This is a genomic window from Stutzerimonas kunmingensis, assembly GCF_014764705.1.
In the GTDB taxonomy this organism is placed as follows: domain Bacteria; phylum Pseudomonadota; class Gammaproteobacteria; order Pseudomonadales; family Pseudomonadaceae; genus Stutzerimonas.
The window spans coordinates 24,023-44,777 of record NZ_JACXXG010000003.1 but is presented as its reverse complement, the minus strand read 5'-3'; the positions used below and the strand labels follow the sequence as shown (position 1 = coordinate 44,777).

General features: G+C 66.4%; 22 protein-coding genes. 16 read left to right on the top strand and 6 right to left on the bottom strand.

What is annotated here, in order from left to right; genetic code table 11:
- Window positions 1-20 precede the first annotated feature (20 nt).
- On the bottom strand, window positions 21-785 hold the full coding sequence (locus tag IEG05_RS03670) for an SDR family oxidoreductase (protein WP_046617401.1): 765 nt from the start codon (window positions 783-785) through the stop codon (window positions 21-23).
- Between the two features lie 250 nt (window positions 786-1,035).
- Here IEG05_RS03670 and phnC point away from each other — a divergent pair, with 250 nt between their 5' ends.
- From phnC to phnP, 13 genes are all read left to right on the top strand, one after another.
- Window positions 1,036-1,866, top strand: a complete 831-nt coding sequence (gene phnC / locus IEG05_RS03665; RefSeq protein WP_191121666.1) for a phosphonate ABC transporter ATP-binding protein — start codon at window positions 1,036-1,038, stop codon at window positions 1,864-1,866.
- A gap of 48 nt (window positions 1,867-1,914) precedes the next feature.
- On the top strand, window positions 1,915-2,919 hold the full coding sequence (gene phnD / locus IEG05_RS03660) for a phosphonate ABC transporter substrate-binding protein (protein ID WP_046617399.1): 1,005 nt from the start codon (window positions 1,915-1,917) through the stop codon (window positions 2,917-2,919).
- Window positions 2,920-2,981: 62 nt separating this feature from the next.
- Entirely contained in the window at window positions 2,982-3,776 is a 795-nt protein-coding gene (gene phnE, locus IEG05_RS03655; RefSeq protein ID WP_046617398.1) for a phosphonate ABC transporter, permease protein PhnE, read from the top strand.
- A gap of 34 nt (window positions 3,777-3,810) precedes the next feature.
- A complete protein-coding gene (phnF, locus tag IEG05_RS03650) occupies window positions 3,811-4,518 on the top strand; it encodes a phosphonate metabolism transcriptional regulator PhnF (protein ID WP_046617397.1) in 708 nt (235 codons plus the stop codon).
- A gap of 11 nt (window positions 4,519-4,529) precedes the next feature.
- Window positions 4,530-4,976 (top strand): phosphonate C-P lyase system protein PhnG, encoded by a 447-nt coding sequence (gene phnG / locus IEG05_RS03645; RefSeq protein WP_046617396.1) that lies wholly within the window; start codon window positions 4,530-4,532, stop codon window positions 4,974-4,976.
- Window positions 4,976-5,584, top strand: a complete 609-nt coding sequence (gene phnH / locus IEG05_RS03640) for a phosphonate C-P lyase system protein PhnH (RefSeq protein WP_046617395.1) — start codon at window positions 4,976-4,978, stop codon at window positions 5,582-5,584. Before phnG ends, phnH begins: the two co-directional genes overlap by 1 nt.
- Window positions 5,584-6,693, top strand: a complete 1,110-nt coding sequence (locus IEG05_RS03635) for a carbon-phosphorus lyase complex subunit (RefSeq protein ID WP_046617394.1) — start codon at window positions 5,584-5,586, stop codon at window positions 6,691-6,693. Before phnH ends, IEG05_RS03635 begins: the two co-directional genes overlap by 1 nt.
- Window positions 6,690-7,559, top strand: a complete 870-nt coding sequence (locus tag IEG05_RS03630) for an alpha-D-ribose 1-methylphosphonate 5-phosphate C-P-lyase PhnJ (RefSeq protein WP_046617393.1) — start codon at window positions 6,690-6,692, stop codon at window positions 7,557-7,559. The genes IEG05_RS03635 and IEG05_RS03630 overlap by 4 nt, the downstream gene beginning before the upstream one ends.
- Window positions 7,556-8,368, top strand: coding sequence for a phosphonate C-P lyase system protein PhnK (phnK, locus tag IEG05_RS03625; protein ID WP_046617392.1), 813 nt, complete (start codon window positions 7,556-7,558; stop codon window positions 8,366-8,368). Before IEG05_RS03630 ends, phnK begins: the two co-directional genes overlap by 4 nt.
- A gap of 11 nt (window positions 8,369-8,379) precedes the next feature.
- Entirely contained in the window at window positions 8,380-9,084 is a 705-nt protein-coding gene (phnL, locus tag IEG05_RS03620; RefSeq protein WP_046617391.1) for a phosphonate C-P lyase system protein PhnL, read from the top strand.
- The gene (locus IEG05_RS03615) at window positions 9,074-10,219 is read left to right on the top strand and encodes an alpha-D-ribose 1-methylphosphonate 5-triphosphate diphosphatase (RefSeq protein WP_046617390.1); all 1,146 of its coding nucleotides are present in this window, start codon (window positions 9,074-9,076) and stop codon (window positions 10,217-10,219) included. Before phnL ends, IEG05_RS03615 begins: the two co-directional genes overlap by 11 nt.
- Before the next feature lie 96 nt (window positions 10,220-10,315).
- Window positions 10,316-10,870 (top strand): phosphonate metabolism protein/1,5-bisphosphokinase (PRPP-forming) PhnN, encoded by a 555-nt coding sequence (gene phnN / locus IEG05_RS03610; RefSeq protein ID WP_046617389.1) that lies wholly within the window; start codon window positions 10,316-10,318, stop codon window positions 10,868-10,870.
- On the top strand, window positions 10,861-11,610 hold the full coding sequence (gene phnP / locus IEG05_RS03605; protein ID WP_046617388.1) for a phosphonate metabolism protein PhnP: 750 nt from the start codon (window positions 10,861-10,863) through the stop codon (window positions 11,608-11,610). Before phnN ends, phnP begins: the two co-directional genes overlap by 10 nt.
- 271 nt (window positions 11,611-11,881) lie before the next feature.
- On the opposite strand, the gene IEG05_RS03600 is transcribed toward phnP, so the two are convergent.
- Both IEG05_RS03600 and IEG05_RS03595 read right to left on the bottom strand, forming a co-directional pair.
- Window positions 11,882-12,124, bottom strand: coding sequence for a hypothetical protein (locus IEG05_RS03600; RefSeq protein ID WP_046617387.1), 243 nt, complete (start codon window positions 12,122-12,124; stop codon window positions 11,882-11,884).
- Between the two features lie 71 nt (window positions 12,125-12,195).
- Window positions 12,196-12,624: a DNA methylase gene (locus IEG05_RS03595; protein ID WP_017244205.1), complete on the bottom strand. Its 429-nt coding sequence runs from the start codon at window positions 12,622-12,624 to the stop codon at window positions 12,196-12,198.
- A 371-nt stretch (window positions 12,625-12,995) separates the two neighbouring features.
- Here IEG05_RS03595 and IEG05_RS03590 point away from each other — a divergent pair, with 371 nt between their 5' ends.
- From IEG05_RS03590 to IEG05_RS03580, 3 genes are all read left to right on the top strand, one after another.
- Complete coding sequence (locus IEG05_RS03590; protein ID WP_014818565.1) at window positions 12,996-13,949, top strand: TAXI family TRAP transporter solute-binding subunit; 954 nt, start codon at window positions 12,996-12,998, stop codon at window positions 13,947-13,949.
- A gap of 138 nt (window positions 13,950-14,087) precedes the next feature.
- Window positions 14,088-16,115, top strand: coding sequence for a TRAP transporter permease (locus IEG05_RS03585; RefSeq protein WP_046617385.1), 2,028 nt, complete (start codon window positions 14,088-14,090; stop codon window positions 16,113-16,115).
- Window positions 16,112-16,519 (top strand): DUF1850 domain-containing protein, encoded by a 408-nt coding sequence (locus tag IEG05_RS03580; protein WP_044313714.1) that lies wholly within the window; start codon window positions 16,112-16,114, stop codon window positions 16,517-16,519. The genes IEG05_RS03585 and IEG05_RS03580 overlap by 4 nt, the downstream gene beginning before the upstream one ends.
- A gap of 959 nt (window positions 16,520-17,478) precedes the next feature.
- Here the strand turns inward: IEG05_RS03580 and IEG05_RS03575 are convergent.
- From IEG05_RS03575 to IEG05_RS03565, 3 genes are all read right to left on the bottom strand, one after another.
- The gene (locus tag IEG05_RS03575) at window positions 17,479-18,198 is read right to left on the bottom strand and encodes a ferritin-like domain-containing protein (protein WP_042925848.1); all 720 of its coding nucleotides are present in this window, start codon (window positions 18,196-18,198) and stop codon (window positions 17,479-17,481) included.
- Between the two features lie 10 nt (window positions 18,199-18,208).
- Complete coding sequence (locus tag IEG05_RS03570; protein WP_046617384.1) at window positions 18,209-19,378, bottom strand: hypothetical protein; 1,170 nt, start codon at window positions 19,376-19,378, stop codon at window positions 18,209-18,211.
- Window positions 19,379-19,594: 216 nt separating this feature from the next.
- Window positions 19,595-20,653, bottom strand: coding sequence for an aminopeptidase (locus tag IEG05_RS03565; protein ID WP_046617383.1), 1,059 nt, complete (start codon window positions 20,651-20,653; stop codon window positions 19,595-19,597).
- Window positions 20,654-20,755 lie beyond the last annotated feature (102 nt).

The following is a 20,755-nucleotide window of genomic DNA, read 5'->3' as shown; positions in this document are numbered from 1 at the left end:
GCCACGCCTCCTGGAGCCGATTACTTGTCGCGATCGATATTGAACGGCGACCAGGCCTGGCGTGTCGGCATCACTTCCAGGCGGTTGATGTTGATGTGATCCGGCAGGGTGGCGACGTAGAAGATCTGCTCGGCGATGTCCTCGGCGGTCAGCGGCGTGGTACCGCGGTACAGCCGGTCGCTGGCGTCCTGATCACCCTTGGTGCGGACCAGAGTGAACTCGGTCTCGGCCATTCCCGGCGCGATGTCGGTGACGCGCACGCCGGTGCCGAGCAGGTCGCAGCGCAGGTTGTAGCCGAACTGCTCGACGAAGGCCTTGGTCGCACCGTAGACGTGGCCGCCCGGATACGGCCAGTGGCCGGCCACCGAGCCGATGTTGACGATGCTGGCGCCCTTGCCGGTGGCGATCAGCGTCGGCAGCAGCGCGTGGGTGACGTTGACCAGGCCGGTGATGTTGGTGTCGATCATGGTGTGCCAGTCAGCGAGGTCGACCTGCTGCGCCGGCTGCGGCGCCAGCGCCAGGCCGGCGTTGTTGACCAGGCAATCGATCTGGCTGAACTCGCTGGGCAGCTGCTCGACCACCTCCTTCACCGCGCCGGCATGGCGCACGTCGAGGGTGGCGATGTGCACCGGCACCTTCGCCGACAGCTCGCTCTGCAGCGCTTCCAGGCGCTCGCTGCGTCGCCCGGTGAGGACCAGCGCCCAGCCGGCCTCGGCGAAGCGGCGGGCAGTGGCGCGGCCGAAGCCGGAGGTGGCGCCGGTGATGAATACGATCTTCTGTTTCATGCTCTTCCTCTTTTCTGACAGGCCCGACCGTCGTGTAGGCGACGCGGCAGCTCGCTGACCAGCTTAGGGGCGCGCGCCGCGAAGGCAAAGCCTTGCGTGCGCCGACTGGCCGCTACGCTGACCGTCGAAGCTTCACCGAATGGTCATCGCAGGTTCACGGACGCTTAGCGGGACTGCAACAGAGCCTGACTACCTTCTCGTCTAGACAAGTTGGCCGACCTCCCCGGCCGCGCAGACGAGAGGGCAAGACATGAATGCGGCTATTCGAGTCGAGCGACTGAACAAGACCTTCGCCGGCAAGCAGGCGCTGTTCGACCTGGGCCTGGCGATACAGCCGGGCGAGATGGTGGCGCTGATCGGCGCGTCCGGTTCCGGCAAGTCCACGCTGTTGCGCCATCTGGCCGGCCTGGCCTGCTGCGACCGCTCCGCCGGTGGACGCATCGAGGTGCTTGGCCGCGAGGTTCAGGCAACCGGCCGTCTGCACGGCGAGGTGCGCCGCCTGCGCGCCGACATCGGCTACATCTTCCAGCAGTTCAACCTGGTCAACCGCCTCAGCGTGCTGGACAACGTCCTGCTCGGCTTTCTCGGTCGCATGCCGCGCTGGCGCGGATCGCTGGGCATGTTCAGCGACGAGCAGAAGCGCCAGGCCATGGCCGCACTGGAGCGCGTCGGCCTGGCCGAGCGCGCCGCGCAGCGCGCCTCGACGCTCTCCGGCGGCCAGCAGCAGCGGGTGGCGATCGCCCGTGCGCTGACCCAGCAGGCCGAGGTGATTCTCGCCGACGAACCCATCGCCTCGCTCGACCCGGAGTCGGCGCGCAAGGTCATGGAAATCCTCGCCGACATCAACCGCCAGGACGGCAAGACCGTGGTGGTAACCCTGCATCAGGTCGACTACGCCCTGCGCTACTGCTCCCGCGCCGTGGCGCTCAAGGGCGGGCGCATTCATTACGACGGCCCCTCGGCGGCACTCAGCGACCACCTGCTCAACGATCTCTACGGCGCCGATCTGGACGCCAGCCTGCTGTTCTCCGATCGCGCCCACAGCGCCGAGCCGCGTCAGCTGCAGCTGGTCAACAGCTGAGCCGCAGGTCAACCCGACAACCAACGCCACACCTCAGGAGTGACCTCCATGTTGAAACGCTTCAGCCGCGCCCTCGCCGCCTCCACGCTGCTCGCCGGTGCGATGTTCGGCACCGCGCAGGCCGCCGAGACCATCACCTTCGGCATCATTTCCACCGAGTCCTCGCAGAACCTGCGCAGCGTCTGGGACCCCTTCCTCGCCGACATGAGCAAGCAGACCGGCTACGAGGTGAAGGCCTTCTTCGCCCCCGACTACGCCGGGGTCATCCAGGGCATGCGCTTCGACAAGGTCGATCTGGCCTGGTACGGCAACAAGTCGGCGATGGAGGCGGTGGATCGCGCCGGCGGCGAAATCTTCGCCCAGACCGTCGCCGCGAACGGCAGCCCGGGCTACTACAGCCATCTGATCGTGCACAAGGACAGCGCCCTGAACTCGGTCGAGGACGTGCTGAAGAACGCCAAGAGCCTGACCTTCGCCAACGGCGACCCGAACTCCACCTCCGGCTACCTGGTGCCCGGCTACTACGTGTTCGCCAAGAACAAGGTCGACGCCAGCCAGGCCTTCAAGCGCAGCCTCAACGGCAGCCACGAAGTGAACGCGCTGTCAGTGGCGAACAAGCAGGTCGATGTCGGCACCTTCAACAGCGAAGGCATGGAGCGCCTGGAGATCACCGCGCCGGACAAGGCCGCGCAACTGAAGATCGTCTGGACCTCGCCGCTGATCCCGGCCGACCCGCTGGTCTGGCGCAAGAACCTGAGCGACGAGCAGAAGAACAGGCTGCGCGAGTTCTTCATGAGCTACGGCGCCAAGCCGGCCGAGAAGGAAATTCTCGCCGCGCTGCAGTGGGCACCGTTCCGCGCCTCCGACAACGACCAGCTGCTGCCGATCCGCCAGCTGGAACTGTTCAAGAAGCGCAGCGAAGTCGCCGCCGACAGCAAGCTCTCCGACAGCGACCGCCAGGCGCAGCTGCAGGGCATCGACGACGAGCTGGCCAAGCTGGAGCAGCGCATGGCCGAGCGCGAGCAGAAGAACGCCGCCGCCAAGGCCAGCTGAGCAACGCCGGGCGTGGCGCGCTGGCGCCACGCCCCCGTCCGTGTCGTTTGTGAGAACCGAACATGACCACTCTGAGCACCACCCCGCCACTGGCGGGCAACGACAAGCGCAGCTGGTTGCGCCTGCTCGGCTGGGGCCTGTGCCTAGCCGTGCTGGCCTGGTCCTGGCAAGGCGCGGAGATGAATCCGCTGCTGCTGATTCGCGACAGCGCCAACATGGCGACCTTTGCCGCCGACTTCTTCCCGCCGGACTTCAGCAACTGGCAGCTGTACCTCAAGGAGATGGTCACCACGGTGCACATCGCCCTCTGGGGCACCCTGCTGGCGATCGTCTGCGCCATTCCGCTGGGCATTCTCAGCTCCGAGAACATCGTGCCCTGGTGGGTCTACCAGCCGGTGCGCCGACTGATGGATGCCTGCCGGTCGATCAACGAGATGGTCTTCGCCATGCTCTTCGTCGTCGCCGTCGGCCTCGGCCCCTTCGCCGGCGTGCTGGCGCTGTGGATCAGCACCACCGGCGTCCTCGCCAAGCTGTTCGCCGAAGCGGTGGAAGCCATCGAGCCGGGCCCGGTGGAAGGCGTGCGTGCCACCGGCGCCAGTGCGCTGCAGGAAGTCATCTTCGGAGTGATTCCGCAGGTGCTGCCGCTGTGGATTTCCTACTCGCTGTACCGCTTCGAATCCAACGTGCGCTCGGCCACGGTGGTCGGCATGGTCGGCGCCGGCGGCATCGGCGTGATCCTCTGGGAAGCCATCCGCGGTTTCCAGTTCGCCCAGACCGCCGCCCTGCTGCTGATCATCATCGCCGTGGTGAGCCTGATCGACCTGCTCTCCCAGCGCCTGCGCAAGCTCTTCATCTGACGGAGTGAGGGCCTGCGCGGCCTTCGAAAAAACCATGCAGTTGTCTAGACAACCCAGCGAACCGCTCTACCTCGAACTGGCCCAGGTGCTGCGCGGCGAGCTGCGCCACTACCGCATCGGCGACTTCCTCCCCGGCGAGATGCAGCTGGCGCGGCGCTTCGCGGTCAACCGCCACACCCTGCGCCGTGCCGTCGACGAGCTGGTACAGGAAGGCCGCCTGCTGCGCCGCCAGGGCAAGGGCACCCAGGTGCTGCAGCGCCCGCTGGTGTATCCGCTGCAGGCCGACAGCGCCTACAGCGAATCGCTGGCCGCCCTCGGCTTGCGTACCGAGGCGCGCCTGCTCGCACGTCGCCAGCTCAGCGCCAGCGCCGAGGAAGCGCGCCACCTGCAACTGGCCGAAGGCGCCGCGCTTATCGAGCTGAGCACCCTGCGCCTGCTCGACGGCGAGCCGGTCAGCCTGATCCGCCACCGCTACTGCGCCAGCCACGCCGAACGGCTCGCCGACTACCAGGGCGGCTCGCTGCGCCGCTACCTCGGCGAACGCGACCTGCCGCTGACGCGCCGTTTCAGCCTGATCGGCGCACGCCTGGCCGATCGCGACGAGGCCGCACAGCTGCTGATGCCCCTGCGCATGCCGCTGCTGTCGGTGTTCACCCTGTCCTGCGATGCCAGCGGGCGACCGGTGGAGATCGCCCTCTCGGCCAGCCGTTCCGACCGCTTCCAGTACCAGGTCGCCACCTGATGGAGAACCCCATGCACACCCGCGAACAATCCCCGCGCCAGCGCTGGATGGCCGTGCTGGCCCGCGCCAGCGCCGCCGACCTGGCGCCTTTCGAGAGTGACCTGCGCGACTGCGCCTACCAGCTGATCCGCCCCGCGGAAATCGGCATGACCCTGGTGCGCGGCCGCATGGGCGGCACCGGCGCGCCGTTCAACCTCGGCGAGATGAGCGTCACCCGCTGCGTGGTGCGCCTGGCCGATGGCAGCACCGGCTACAGCTACCGCGCCGGCCGCGACAAGCGCCAGGCCGAGCTCGCCGCGCTCGCCGATGCCCATCTGCAAGGCCCGCAACAGAGCCGCTGGGTCAATGAACTGATCGAACCGCTGGCCGCCGCGCAGGCCCGACGCGCCGCGCAAAAGGCTGCCGAAACCGCTACTACCCGCGTGGAGTTCTTCACGCTGCTGCGAGGAGAAGACTGATGAATCGCGCCCCATCCGACCTGTTGCAGGCCGCCTTCTCCGACCCGGTGCTGGATGCACAGAAGAGCTTTCGCGCCGCGCTCAAGTCCTTGGCCGAGCCGGGCACGTGCCAGCCGCTGGTCAACGTCGCCGCCATCGACCATCTGCAGGCCGCCAGCTACGCGCTGTGCCTGAGCCTGCTGGATAACGACACACCACTGTGGCTGGCGCCGGCCTTCGACACCCCGGCGATTCGCGCCAACCTGGCCTTCCACTGCGGCTGCCCGATCGTCGAGGCGCGTGAGGAGGCCATGTTCGCCCTGCTCGACGCCGCCGCGCTGGACGACCTCTCCGGCTTCTACAACGGCAGCGAGCGCTACCCGGACCAGTCCTGCACGCTGCTGATCCAGCTCGACCGGCTCGACCGCGGCCCGGCGCTGAGCTGGCAGGGCCCAGGCATCGACGGCAGCCGCCTGGTCGGCCTGCCGCTGAAACCGGCGTTCTGGCAGCAGCGCGCCGCACGCAATGACTTCCCGCGTGGGCTCGATGCCCTGTTCTGCGCTGAAGGCGAAGTGCTCGGCCTGCCGCGTAGCACGCGCATCGGCGATTCGCTGCAGGAGGTGGCCTGATGTACGTCGCGGTCAAGGGTGGCGAACAGGCCATCGACAACGCCCACGCGCTGCTGGCGAAGAAGCGCCGTGGCGATACCGGCATCGCCGAACTCGGCGTCGAACAGATTCGCCAGCAGCTGCCGCTCGCCGTGGCGCGAGTGATGAGCGAAGGCTCGCTGTATGACGAGGAACTCGCCGCGCTGGCGATCAAGCAGGCCGCCGGCGATCTGGTCGAGGCGATCTTCCTCCTGCGCGCCTACCGCACCACGCTGCCGCGCTTCGCCGAAAGCCTGCCGCTGGACACCGCTGCCATGCAGCTCAGCCGGCGCATCTCGGCGACCTTCAAGGACGTGCCCGGCGGCCAGCTGCTCGGCCCGACCTTCGACTACACCCACCGCCTGCTGGATTTCGCCCTGCTCGCCGAAGGCGAACGCCCCGGCCCGCAGGTGGATGAAAACACCACGCTGAGCAACTGCCCGCGGGTACTCGGCCTGCTTGGCGAGGAAGGCCTGATGACCCCGGAAATCGACCGCGGTGAGCCGGTGCCGGACCTCACCCGCGAGCCGCTGGAGCTGCCGACGAGCCGCGCCGAACGCCTGCAGGCGCTGGCCCGCGGCGACGAGGGCTTCCTGCTGGCGCTGGGCTATTCGACCCAGCGCGGCTACGGCCGCAACCACCCGTTCGCCGGCGAGATTCGCATCGGCACCGCCGAGGTGTGGATCGAGCCGCAGGAGCTGGGCTTCCCGGTCTGCCTCGGCGAGATCGAGCTGACCGAGTGCGAGATGGTCAACCAGTTCGTCGGCGAGAGCGCCGAGCAGGCGCAGTTCACCCGCGGCTACGGCCTGGCCTTCGGCTATGCCGAGCGCAAGGCGATGGGCATGGCGCTGGTCGACCGCGCGCTGCGTGCCGGCGAGTACGGCGAGGAAGTGCAGGGCCCGGCGCAGCAGGAGGAATTCGTCCTGATGCACTGCGACAACGTCGAGGCCGCCGGTTTCGTCTCGCACCTGAAGCTGCCGCACTACGTCGACTTCCAATCCGAGCTGGAGCTGATCCGCAAGCTGCGCCAGCCGCAGACCGAACCGGCCGAGGTAGCCGCCGAGACGCCGGCAAAGGAGAAACGCGCATGAATGCACAGGCCATTCCCGCCCGCGAGGCGGGCTACAACTTCGCCTACCTCGACGAGCAGACCAAGCGCATGATTCGCCGCGCACTGCTCAAGGCGGTCGCCATTCCCGGCTATCAGGTGCCCTTCGGCGGCCGCGAGATGCCGCTGCCCTACGGCTGGGGCACCGGCGGCATGCAGCTGACCGCGGCCATTCTCGGCGCCGACGACGTGCTCAAGGTGATCGACCAGGGCGCCGACGACACCACCAACGCGGTGTCGATCCGCCGCTTCTTCGCCCGCACCGCCGGGGTCGCCACCACCGAACGCACCCCCGCGGCGACGGTGATCCAGACCCGCCACCGCATCCCGGAAACCCCGCTCGCCGCCGGGCAGATCATGGTCTACCAGGTGCCGATCCCCGAGCCGCTGCGCTTCATCGAGCCGTCGGAAACCGAGACGCGCACCATGCACGCGCTGGGCGACTACGGCGTGATGCACGTGAAGCTCTACGAGGACATCGCCACCTTCGGCCACATCGCCACCAGCTACGCCTACCCGGTGACGGTGGACGGGCGCTACGTGATGGACCCCTCGCCCATTCCCAAATTCGACAACCCCAAGCTGGACCTGAGCCCGGCGCTGATGCTGTTCGGCGCCGGCCGCGAGAAGCGCCTCTACGCCGTGCCGCCGTATACCCGCGTGGTCAGCCTGGATTTCGAGGATCACCCCTTCCAGATCCAGCAGTGGGAGCAGTGCTGCGCCATCTGTGGCAGCGGCGATTCCTACCTCGACGAGCTGATCGTCGACGACGCCGGCAGCAAGCAGTTCGTCTGCTCGGATACCGACTATTGCGCGCAGCGCGCCCAGCAACAGGAGAGCCGCCCATGAGCGCCGCCGAACAACTGCTGCCCGCCGCGGGCGTCGGCACCGAGCCACTGTTCGCGGTGCGCGACCTGACCCGCCTGTACGGCCCGGACAAGGGCTGCCAGGGTGTGTCCTTCGAGCTCTACCCCGGCGAAGTGCTGGGCATCGTCGGCGAGTCGGGCTCGGGCAAGTCCACCCTGCTCTCACTGCTCTGCGGCCGCTGCCCGCCGGATCGCGGCAGCGTGCAGTACCGCGACGGCGCCGGCGACTGGCTCGATCTCTACGCCGCCAGCGAGGCCGAGCGGCGCACGCTGCTGCGCACCGAGTGGGGCTTCGTCGAGCAGAACCCGCGCGACGGCCTGCGCATGGGGGTTTCCGCCGGCGCCAACATCGGCGAGCGGCTGATGGCCCAGGGCGTGCGCCATTACGGCCAGCTGCGCGCCGCCGGGCTGGACTGGCTGCAACAGGTGGAGATCGACCCGGCGCGCATCGATGACCTGCCACGGACCTTCTCCGGCGGCATGCAGCAGCGCCTGCAGATCGCCCGCAACCTGGTTTCCAGCCCGAAGCTGGTGTTCATGGACGAACCCACCGGCGGCCTCGACGTGTCGGTGCAGGCACGCCTGCTCGACCTCTTGCGCGGGCTGGTGCGCGAGCTGGACCTGGCGGTGGTGATCGTCACCCACGATCTCGCGGTGGCACGCCTCCTGGCTGACCGGCTGATGGTGATGCGCCGTTCGCGGGTGGTGGAGTCCGGCCTGACCGACCAGATTCTCGACGACCCGCAGCACCCCTATACGCAGCTGCTGGTGTCCTCGGTGCTGCAGCCATGAAGGAATCCGTCATGACGAACCTGATCGAGGTCCGCGACCTCGCCAAGACCTTCACCCTGCACCAGCAGCACGGCGTGAGCCTGCAGGTGCTGCGCGGGCTGAACTTCACCGTCGCCGCCGGCGAGTGCCTGGTGCTGCACGGCCAGTCCGGCGCCGGCAAGTCGACCCTGCTGCGCACGCTGTACGGCAACTACCTGCCGGCCGGCGGCAGCATCCGTATCCGCCACGCCGGCGACTGGCTGGAGCTGGTTGGTGCCGAGCCACTCCAGGTACTCGCCGTGCGCCGGCAGACGCTGGGCTATGTCAGCCAGTTCCTGCGGGTGATCCCGCGGGTGCCGGCGCTGGAGGTGGTGATGGAACCGGCGCTGGCGCGCGGCTGGACGCGTGTCGATGCCGAGGCGCGGGCGGAGGCGCTGCTGACCCGGCTGAACATTCCCGAGCGCCTCTGGCAGCTGGCCCCCGGCACCTTTTCCGGCGGCGAGCAGCAGCGCGTCAACCTGGCCCGCGGCTTCATGGTGAGCTGGCCGGTGATGCTGCTCGACGAACCCACCGCCTCGCTGGACGAAGCCAACGCCCGCGTGGTGCTGGAACTGATCGATGAGGCCAAGGCCGCCGGCAGCGCGCTGATCGGCATCTTCCACGACCGCGCGATCCGCGAGGCAGTCGCCGACCGTTACCTGGACATGACGCAGGAGGACCTGGCCCATGCCAGCTGAACAGATACTCAGCAACGCCCGCCTGGTGCTGGCCGATCAGGTGATCCACGGCAGCCTGCTGATCCGCGACGGCCTGATTGCCGGCATCAGCGCAGGCGCCAGCAGCCTGCCGCAGGCCCAGGACCTGGGCGGCGACCTGCTGCTGCCGGGGCTGGTGGAACTGCACACCGACAATCTGGAAAAGCACATGAGCCCGCGCCCCGGCGTCGACTGGCCGTCCGCCTCGGCGGTGCTGACCCATGACGCGCAGATCGTCGCCGCCGGCATCACCACGGTGTTCGATGCGCTGTCGATCGGCGACATCAATCCCAAGGGCAAGCGTATGCAGCAGCTCGGGGTGATGCTCGAGGCCATCGCCGAGGCCGAGGCGGCCGGACAGACCCGTGCCGAACACCGCCTGCACCTGCGCTGCGAGGTCAGCCATCCGCAATGCCTGGAGCTGTTCCGCGAGCTGGTCGAGCAGCCGCTGGTGCAGCTGGTCTCGGTGATGGACCACGCGCCGGGCCAGCGCCAGTTCGCGCGCATGGAGAAGTACCGCGAGTACTACATGGGCAAGTACCACCTGAGCCCCGCGGAGATGGATCATTTCGTCAGCGAGCAGCTGGCCAACTCGGCGCGGCACAGCGACCAGCAGCGCGCCGCCATCGTCGACATCTGCCGCAGCCGCGACCTGGCGCTGGCCAGCCACGACGATGCGACCCTGGAGCACGTTAGCGAGTCGGCGGATTACGGCATGGCCATCGCCGAATTCCCGACCACCTTCGAGGCCGCCGAGGCCAGCCACGCACGTGGGCTGAAGGTGCTGATGGGCGCGCCGAACATCGTCCGTGGCGGCTCGCACTCGGGCAATATCGCCGCTGCCGACCTGGCCCGGCGCGGCGTGCTGGACATCCTCTCCAGCGACTACTACCCGGCCAGTCTGCTGCAGGCGGCGCTGGGCCTGGCCGAACAGGACAACGGCTACGACCTGCCGCGCGCCATTGCCACCATCAGCCTGGCGCCGGCACGCGCGGCCGGACTGGATGATCGCGGCGAGATCGCCGTCGGGCTGCGCGCCGACCTGGTCCAGGCGCAGGTGCACAAGGGCCAGCCGGTGATCGGCCAGGTCTGGCGCCAGGGCCGGCGCGTGTTCTGATGCATTCGCGCCCGCACCATGATGTCCCCTGCGGGGCGGCTTGCCGCTACCATGCCGGTCCACGCCCCGCGTTCTCCCGTCTCTGGAGGTGATCTGATGCAAGGCCGCCTGATCTACCTGATCGGCCCGTCCGGCGCTGGCAAGGACAGCCTGCTCGACGCTGCCCGCGCGCCGCTAGCCGAGCGTGGCGTGCGCATCGCTCGGCGGGTCATCACCCGCTCGACCGAAGCCATCGGCGAAGCCGCACACTCGGTGAGCATCGAACAGTTCGAGCGCCTGGAGGCCGAGCGGGCGTTCGCCCTCGCCTGGCGCGCGAACGGGCTGGCCTACGGCATTCCCGCCGAAATCGACGCCTGGCTGGCGGCTGGCGAGGATGTGCTGGTCAACGGCTCGCGCGGCTATCTGCCCGAGGCGCGGCAGCGCTACCCGGACCTGCTGGCGGTATTGCTGACCGTCGAGCAGGACGTGCTGCGCGAGCGCCTGCTGACCCGCGGCCGGGAGACGCCCGAGCAGATCGAGGCGCGCCTGGCGCGCAATGCACTGTTCAGCGGTGAACTGGACGACTACGTCCGCGTGGACAATTCCGCTTCGCTGCAGAGCAGCGTCGAACGCCTGCTGCAGCTGCTCGACGAGCACCGCCAATGCGGCTGACCCTGCTCGGCACCGGTGGCGCCGCACAGGTGCCGGTGTACAACTGCGCCTGTCCGGCCTGCCGCGCCGCGCAGCTCGACCCGCGTCGCCGCCGCCGTGCCTGCTCAGCGCTGGTGGAATGTGGCGATCAACGCTGGCTGCTCGACAGCGGTCTGCCTGATCTCTGCGAGCGCTTCGCCCCCGGCAGCTTCAACGGCATCCTGCAGACCCATTACCACGCCGACCACGCCCAGGGCCTGCTGCAGCTGCGCTGGGGCGTGGGACTGCGCATCCCGGTGCACGGCCCGGACGATCCCGACGGCCTCGCCGACCTCTACAAGCATCCCGGCATCCTCGATTTCAGCGAGCCGTTCGCCGCCTTCGAAGAACGCATGCTCGGCACGCTGCGGGTCACCGCGCTGCCGCTGGTGCATTCGAAACCCACCTTCGGCTATCTGCTGGAAGGCAATGGGCGCCGTATCGCCTACCTCACCGACACCGTCGGCCTGCCGGACAGCACGCGCGAACGGCTGCAGGACACCGTGCTGGATGTGCTGGTGCTGGACTGTTCGACACCGCCGCGCGACGCGCCACCGCGCAACCACAACGACCTGACCCGCGCGCTGCAGAGCATCGACGACCTGCAGCCGGCGCAAGCCGTGCTGACCCACATCGGCCACGAGCTGGATGCCTGGTTCATGCAGGCGTCACGGGAACTGCCGGGCAACGTGTGCCTGGCATACGACGGGATGGCGCTCTAGCGCTTCGCAGATAGGCGTTTCCATGGACCAGAGGCGGGAGAACACCGAGCCGCCTGCTCGCAACGCGTGGAAAACGCTTCGCGGTTTTCCACCCTACCGATGGCGATGGCGATGGCGATGGCGATGGCGATGGGAGCGTAGAGTGGATAACGCGAAGCTTATCCACCATGGGTCTGGCGAAACGTCGGGCAGGCCTCCGACGCGTGGAAAACGCTGCGCGGTTTTCCACCCTACGGCCATGAGCATGAAGCGGATTCCGGGCTGACGGCGGCTAGCGCCCCGGCTGCGGGCGGAAACCCGGCACGCTGCTCGGGCGCTCGATCCGCGCGGCCGGCATGCTGCAGTTGAGGTCACGGAACGGGCGACCGTCGAGTTTCTGCCAACCCTCGCCCGGTGAGGTCTGGCGGCAGATGATGGTGCCGTCGACTTTGCTCTGCCATTGGTAATAGGGCGCCGGTGCGGCGCTGGCGGCGATGGGCAGGAACAGACTGAGGACGAGCAGAACGATGCGCATGGCGGACTTCGGCGTTGCGATGGCGCCACTCTAACCCTTCGGCCGCGCTACGCAAGCGCCGTCCGGCGCGCTCAGTACCAGACCCTGGCGGCCTCGCGCATGAAGATTTCCACGGTCTTCGGCCCGATCCCCTCGAATTCCGCCAGCCGCCGTTCCAGGTCCTTGCGGTTCTCGCTGAGTTCATGGATGCGCCCGAGCTTGCCGCCATATTCCTGGTTGAGCTTCTCGCAGAGCTTGAGCAGCCGCTCGGCGGTGGACTCGTCGTAGCGTACGTAGTGCCCTTCGCCGAGCATGTCCACCAGTTGCTGCCAGCTGCAGTTGCCCAGTTTTCGCGGCGTATCGCGCTTGTGCTTGTCGACGATCACGCGATACGCCTCGGCGGCGATGTCCTGCTGGATGCGCTTGCCGAACAGAAAGCTGGCGAGAAACCACTTGAACAGCGCGTGCTCACCGTCACTCATGTCGATGCCCAGATCCTTGGCGCTGATTTCCGCGCTCATGACGAGCCCTCCATCGAACGATTCGTCTGCATTCGAAGCCCACGCGCCGGGCAAGTTTCGCGCTCACTTCCGCCCCGATAAGCGGTTTCTTGCCGAGACCTCCCATTGCATAGGCGGATTTTTGCCTATCGCCCCTGTCCATGCAGGCAGCAGCCCTTGTAGCAGGGGCTATGCGTGCCTGGCACGGCTTCTGCTAATGGCAATGTGCTCGATGCGATTCCAACGACAAGAAGAGCTACCAGCGATATCCATCCTCCGGACCTCTCCGGTGTCATCGCCCCTCTGCTTGTTCGTCTGGCGCGTTCCCGAACGCGGCATCGTCTATCGTCAACATGCTGCGTCAACCAATAAAAACGAAACGGAGATCCACCATGAGACTGACCAAACGCCTGGGCCTGCTCGCTGCCGCTGCGGCCTTCACTGCCAGCACCGCGGCCGTCGCTGCACCGACCTTCATCAACATCCTCACCGGCGGCACCAGCGGTGTGTACTACCCGATCGGCGTGGCCCTGTCGCAGCAGTACAACAAGATCGATGGCGCCAAGACTTCCGTGCAGGCCACCAAGGCTTCGGTGGAAAACCTCAACCTGCTGCAGGCCGGCCGTGGCGAACTGGCCTTCTCCCTGGGTGACTCGGTTGCCGACGCCTGGAACGGTGTCGAGGACGCCGGCTTCAAGGCTCCGCTCAAGCGCCTGCGCGCCATCGCCGGTACCTACAACAACTACATCCAGATCGTTGCCAGCGAAGAGTCCGGCATCAAGACCCTGGAAGACCTCAAGGGCAAGCGCATCTCCGTCGGCGCGCCGAAGTCCGGCACCGAGCTGAACGCCCGCGCGATCTTCAAGGCCGCCGGTCTGGACTACAAGGACATGGGCCGCGTCGAATTCCTGCCCTACGCCGAGTCGGTCGAGCTGATCAAGAACCGCCAGCTGGACGCCACCCTGCAGTCCTCGGGCCTGGGCATGGCCGCCATCCGCGACCTGGCCAGCACCATGCCGGTAACCTTCGTCGAGATTCCGGCCGCCGTGGTCGAGAAGATCGAGAGCGACGCCTACCAGGCCGGCGTGATTCCGGCCGGCACCTACGACGGTCAGGATGCCGACGTGCCGACCGTGGCCATCACCAACATCCTGGTCAGCCACGAGAAGGTCTCCGATGAAGTGGCCTACCAGATGACCAAACTGATGTTCGACAACCTGTCGTCCCTGGGCAACGCCCACTCCGCCGCCAAGGACATCAAGCTGGAAAACGCCACCAAGAACCTGCCGATTCCGCTGCACCCGGGTGCCGAGCGCTTCTACAAGGAAGCCGGGGTTCTCAAGTAACCCAGCGCTGACAGACGGGCGGAGCGGGCCCTGCGGCCTGCTCCAGCCCGCATCCTTGTAGCAGCAGGCTTGCCCGCGTTGCCTCGTTGGCAAGCCTGCTTCTACAGGCCCCCACCTTGCAGTGAGAGAGTGATACCCATGAGCGAAAGCCAAGGGCTGCACGCCAGCCCCAGCGAATGGCCGAGGGCGCTGTTCTACGTCGCCCTGCTGTTCTCCATCTATCAGATCGTCACCGCCGCCTTTCACCCGGTGTCCAGCCAGGTGCTGCGTGCCGGTCACGTCGGTTTCCTGTTGCTGCTGGTGTTCCTCTGCTATCCGGCCCGCGGCAACGGCAAGCCGTTCCAGCCAGTGGCCTGGCTGCTTGGCCTGGCCGGTTTCGCGACCTTTTTCTACCAGTGGTATTTCGAGGCGGACCTGATCCAGCGCTCCGGCGACATGACCACCACCGACATGGTGGTCGGCCTGACGCTGATCGTGCTGGTCTTCGAGGCCGCTCGCCGGGTGATGGGCATCGCCCTGCCGATCATCTGCGGGCTGTTCCTCGCCTACGGCCTGCTCGGCGAATACCTGCCCGGTGATCTCGCCCACCGTGGCTATTACCTGGACCAGATCGTCAACCAGCTGTCGTTCGGCACCGAAGGCCTGTACGGCACGCCGACCTACGTTTCGGCGACCTACATCTTCCTGTTCATCCTGTTCGGCTCGTTCCTCGAGCAGGCGGGGATGATCAAGCTGTTCACCGACTTCGCCATGGGCCTGTTCGGCCACAAGCTCGGCGGCCCGGCCAAGGTGTCGGTGGTGTCCTCGGCATTGATGGGCACCATCACCGGCTCCGGCGTGGCCAACGTGGTCACCACCGGCCAGTTCACCATTCCGCTGATGAAGCGCTTCGGCTATCGCCCGGCGTTCGCCGGTGGCGTAGAAGCCACCTCGTCGATGGGCAGCCAGATCATGCCGCCGGTGATGGGCGCAGTGGCGTTCATCATGGCCGAAACCATCAACGTACCCTTCGTCGAGATCGCCAAGGCCGCGCTGATTCCGGCCCTGCTGTACTTCGGCTCGGTGTTCTGGATGGTCCATCTGGAAGCCAAGCGCGCCGGCCTCAAAGGCCTGCCGAAGGACGAGTGCCCGAGTGCCTGGGCCGCAGTGAAGGAACGCTGGTACCTGCTGATTCCGCTGCTGGTGCTGGTCTGGCTGCTGTTCTCCGGACGCACACCGATGTTCGCCGGCACCATCGGCCTGGCGCTGACGGCGATCGTCATCCTCGGTTCGGCAATCATCCTCAAGGTGTCGTCGTTCGGCCTGCGCATCGCCTTCTGGATAGCCCTCGGCCTGCTCTGCGCCGGTTTCTTCCAGCTCGGCATCGGGGTGATCTTCGGCGTCATCGCGGCTCTGGTGGCCGTATGCTGGTTCATCAAGGGCGGTCGCGACACCCTGGTCATCTGCCTGCACGCGCTGGTCGAAGGCGCGCGCCATGCAGTGCCGGTGGGTATCGCCTGCGCCCTGGTCGGGGTGATCATCGGCATCGTTTCGCTGACCGGCGTGGCCTCGACCTTCGCGGGGTACATCCTCGCGGTCGGCGAGAACAACCTGTTCCTTTCGCTGATCCTGACCATGCTGACCTGCCTGGTGCTGGGCATGGGCATCCCGACCATTCCCAACTACATCATCACCAGCTCGATCGCCGCACCCGCGCTGCTCGACCTTGGCGTGCCGCTGATCGTCTCGCACATGTTCGTCTTCTACTTCGGCATCATGGCCGACCTCACCCCGCCGGTGGCGCTGGCCTGCTTCGCCGCCGCGCCGATCGCCAAGGAGAAGGGCCTGAAGATCAGCATGTGGGCCATCCGCATCGCCATCGCCGGTTTCATCGTGCCGTTCATGGCGGTGTACAACCCGGCGCTGATGATGCAGGGCGGCGACTGGGGCGCCACGCTGTACATGCTGTTCAAGGCCGCCTTCGCCATCGGCCTGTGGGGCGCGGTGTTCACCGGCTACCTGCAGCGGCCCATGGCACTGTGGGAGAAGCTGCTGGGCTTCGTCGCCGGTGCGGCAATGATCCTCGCCACACCGATGAGTGACGAGATCGGCTTCGCCCTCGGCGCGATCTTCCTCGCTCAGCACATCTGGCGCGCCCGCCGCGCCGAGCGTCTGGCGGCCGCATGATCGGTCTGTGCCTGGGGTTGGCAGGCGTGGTGTGGGCCGAAGTGCCCGCCCCCGCCTTCACCCTGGCGTGGAACCACACCATCGAGAAGATCCGCTGGGAAGAGGATTACCGCGTGACGCCGGACGGGCTGCTGCTCGGCGAAGCGCGGGTCAAGGGTTCTGGTGCCGGGATGGAAATCCCGGATGACGCCGAACTGCGCGACGGGGCCTGGCACTACCAGCGCCAGATGCCTGCGTTGCCACTCCTGCGACTGGGGCGAACCCCCGAGGCAGGGGATTACCAACTGTGTTTCGACCAGCGTTGCCACGCGATGAGCGAATGGCTAGGCCCGCCACAAGCGGACCAGCCGGCGCTGGAAGTCTGGGGCTGTACTGTGCAAGCGGCGAGTGTCGGGAACGATTGACCGGCTGGCCGGTGATCGTTAGAGAGGGGTGTTCGCGCAAGCGGCACCCCTTTTTCTTTGGTTTTTCACCATTTCATCAGCGACATGCTGCGTTGAATGAAATTTTTGCTTCATGCTCATTGGCGAGTCGCCTGAAAGCCTGGTTTCGCCCTGCTGGGCGAGTCACTTTTTCCAAACGCCGAAAAAGTAACCAAAAACGCTTTGCCCCTGCATCCGGCCCTGCGCTTCGCTCCGGGTTCGTTCACTACGCCGCCGCTCCGAGGGTCGCCGTACAAGGGCCATCCATGGCCCTTTACGGCTCTCGCCGCATCCCTGCGGCTCGCCCCTCTGCGCGACGGCTCCGTTCACCCTCCTGAAGGGGCGTTTGGAGTCGCCTGGAAGGCTGTGCAAGATGAACAGATGGTCCGATTTACCCGGCGTTCAGATGTTCACTTTATGGCTCCAAAGCTCCACGTTCATATGCGCGGGCTCATCCCTCGTACTTGCATCAAGAGCGCGAACATCTGTACGGCATGCTCAGGCAGGAGCGTGGCCACCATCGTCCGCTTTACTTGGTTTCCTGTGCACACGCTATCAGGCGATGCCATTCGCCCCTTTCAGGAGGCCGAGTGGAATCGTTGCGCAGGGGAGCGAGCGGCATGGATGCCGCGAGAGGCGTAAAGGGCCATGGATGGCCCTTGTACGCCGGCCCCGGAGCGACGATGGAACGAGGGAAGTCGAGCGCAGCGAGACCCGGATGCAGGGGCAAGACTTTTTGGTTCCTTTTGGGGCGACTGCCAAAAGGAACTCGCCCAGCAGGGCGAAACCAACCTCCCAAGCACCTCGCAAATAGTCCAAAAAACACAACACCCACAGCCCAGCCCGCTCCCCAAACGCCGCATCAGCTTTTTCCAGAGCCCAGAAAAAAAGACGCACACCCCTTTCGGTGATGTGCGCCAAAGCGTCCCACTCGCACGCTATTACTTGGTCTGCATGATCAGATCCCGCCGCATCAGCGTCTTGATCTTCACCAGATGGTCGTCTTCCTGAGTCTTCGCATGAACGAAGCTATCGGCGATGTTCGGATGACCGGCCGCCTGCGCCAGTTCGATCAGCAGTTCCCAGGCGGCGTTGTCAGCCAGCTCGGCCGTCAGCAGTGCGTTCATGCACTGCGCGACGTTGGTCCGCGGATCGGTCAGCACCTGCATGATGCCCATCGCCATGACCCCGGCGACATCCGCGCTGGGCGTCTGCGCGGTGGGGTCGGCGCCGAGTTTTTCCATCGCCGCATGCACCAGCATCATGTGCTCGAACTCTTCGTCGCGGATGTGCTGCAGCACGCCCACCAGGTCGTTGCCCGAGTCCAGATTGCGCGCCTTGGCGATCATCGCCTCGTACAGGCGCACGCCGTTGCGTTCGAAGGCCAGGCGCTCGCCGAGCTTGTCGATGAACACCTCGGGGCTCTTGCCCTTCATCATGTCGAAGCTGGTCTTGAGCATGCCCTTGGCCGAGCCAGGCACCGGCACGGAGCCGATGCGGTCGGCCTCTTCGTTGCGTTCGGCACGCTCGACGAGCATGCCGCGCTCATCTCCCGGCACGTCCGGGTGGATGTCGTTGACGGCATCGAGCAGGCGCTTGTTGTCCTTCGGGGACATCTGCACGCCGGTGTAATTGGTACCTACTTTCGCTGCAGTAGCCATGTTCGTCTCCTCAGGAAGCCTTGCGCATCAGTTCGCCACCCGGTGCCCACTGGTAACCCGCCGAGACGATGTCCGAGGCGAGCCCTTCCGAGGCGAGGTGGTTGCGGTAATCGAGCGAGGACTGCGGCTCCTTGGCCTTGTCCACATAGGCCGGGCCGGCAGTGCGCAGGTTGACCTCGGCGGCCAGCACCTGGCGGACGAAATCGCGCTGGCTCTTGAACTCGACCATCTTCGGTAGCGGACCGGCGAGAATCTCGGCCGGGTCGCGGCGCTGGAGTTTCTTGAACCATTCGCAGGCGACATTGAGGTGGCCCAGCTCGTAGTCGAGGAAGCGCTCCCACATGGCCTTGATCCGCGGGTTGGTCTCCTGCTCGGCGCAGCTGGCGTACATGTAGACCTCCATTGCCTCGTGCACCAGCCACTTCTCGATATGGCTTTCGCTGGGGTCGGAGAGCGAGCCGTATTGGGTCACGTGCTGTTCTTCCACCGAGGCGATCTCGGCATACAGCTGGCGCGCCAGCGGGTCGGCGAACAGCGGGCCGATGTTCATGTAGTAGTCATGGGTCTGGTATTCCGCGCCGGTGATCAGCGCCGCGTGGATCTTAGTGATCAGCGCGGCGCTGTCCTTCTCGTAGTTGTCGCGGATGTCGTTCTCCGGGTGCCGGTGGTGCTCGGACGTCTTGCGGCCGGGAACGATGTCGGTGTAGCCCTGCAGGATGTTGTTGGCATCCTTGCCCTCGAGGCGATCAAGCATCGCCGAGTAGCGGTACAGGTGGTCGAAGTCCTCCAGCAAGCCGAAGCGATAGGTCTGCGCCTGGTAGGGGTCGGGCTCGTTCTGTGCCACGGCGGCGGTCACCTCGATGGCGACCTGCTCGTAGGCGACGGTGGTTTCCAGTGGCGAGTGGTCGGCGCCGATCAGCCAGTTGATCATGGTCGCCTGGTGCTGCTCGGTACGCCGGATCTGCGCCAGCGGCAGGCGCAGTTCCTTGTTGAAGCGGGCGATGCCGTGGCTCAGGCGCAGGGCGTCGGTCTCGACCCCGTTCATGAGGATGATGCGGACACGGGTAAAGGCATCGTCATCGAGCTTGCTGATCGGCTTGCCGGCCATTTCCTTCCATGTGAATTTCTGCTTCTCCAGTGGCGTGCCTTTGTTGTCGAAAATTCCGGAAATGGTCTCCATGGAGCCTCCGTTGTTATGCGTGGATATCAGGCATAGGTGGATCGCCGCCGTATGAATCGGCGACCTAGTAAAGAGGACCGGAGAGCTGGAGAAAGGATTCGCACCGTTCAGCGGACAGAGTTATCGCAGCCGATGAACGGCAGATCGGAGATTTTCGACGCAAGAGCCATAACGGCGTGTAACGCCCACGGCAACAGGCCGCGCCGTTTCGCTTGTTCAGTCAGTCAGTTTCGAAAGCCTGGCTTCCCGCTCGTCGGCAGGCAGTTCCGTTAGCTCCGCAACCGCCTGGTGAAAGCGCGCCCAGTCCCGCTCGCACCGCTCGAACAGAGCAGCAAAGGCCGGTACCCAGCGGTCATACAGGCCGAACGGCAACAGCGTGGCGTTGTTCAGTGGCTGGGCGAACCAGCGATCGAAGCGCCTATCGCCGTTCCACTGGCTGTCGCGCAGATGTCGATAGCGCTGACGCAGCGTTGCGAACTCGGCCTGCTTCAGCGCGCGCAACTCGGTTGTCGAGCGACCCGAGGCATACAGCTGGTCCAGCCGCCGGCGGGTATCGAGTAGCAGCTCAACCAGTTGCCGATAACGCACCCGCGCCTGTTCATCCCGCTGCGGCAGGTCGCGATGGGCACGCCACTGGCGCAGGCCCTCGCGCTCGACAAAGGTGGCGTAGGACTCGTTGAAGGCGGTGTCGCCGGGCAGATACAGCTGCTGATGAGCCAGTTCGTGGAAGATCAGCGCCGCCAGCTGCTCGTCGTTGCGCCGTAGCATGGAGCTGAGCAGCGGATCGGCGAACCAGCCCAGCGTGGAATAGGCCTCGACACCCGCCACATGGGTATCCAGCCCGCTCAGCCGCAGCCGCGCCGCCTCGCCGCGGGCGGCACCCTGGCGGAAGTAGCCGCGATAGGCCACGCAGCCGGCGATGGGAAAGCAGTGCTCCAGCGGCTTGACCGAGAACTCCTCGGTGGCGAACAGGTTCCACACCACATAAGGCCGACCGAGTTCGGCGTAGAGCCGATAGCTGTCGTTGTCTGGCAACTCCAGCGCCTGGCTGGCGAAGCGACGCGCCTGCAACACCTCGCCCAGTCGTTGGCGCAACGCCGCATCGCGCGATTCATCGACGATCAGCGCCTCGATGGGTTCGCGCTGGCGCAGCAACTCCAGCTGGCCGGCGGCGAGCTGGCCGTAATAACTGCAACCATTCAGACAGACGGCAAGCAGCAGGGGAACCCAGCGCAGGCTGCGGCTGTCGATGGAGGCGGCGTTGGGCTTGGGCATCGGGTGTACCGCTCAGTTGTCGGGCTGGCGCCGGCGCGCGTAGCGCACCCTACAAAGGCCGTGCTGCCGATTGCAACCTGCGGCAGCCCATGACGTCCTCAA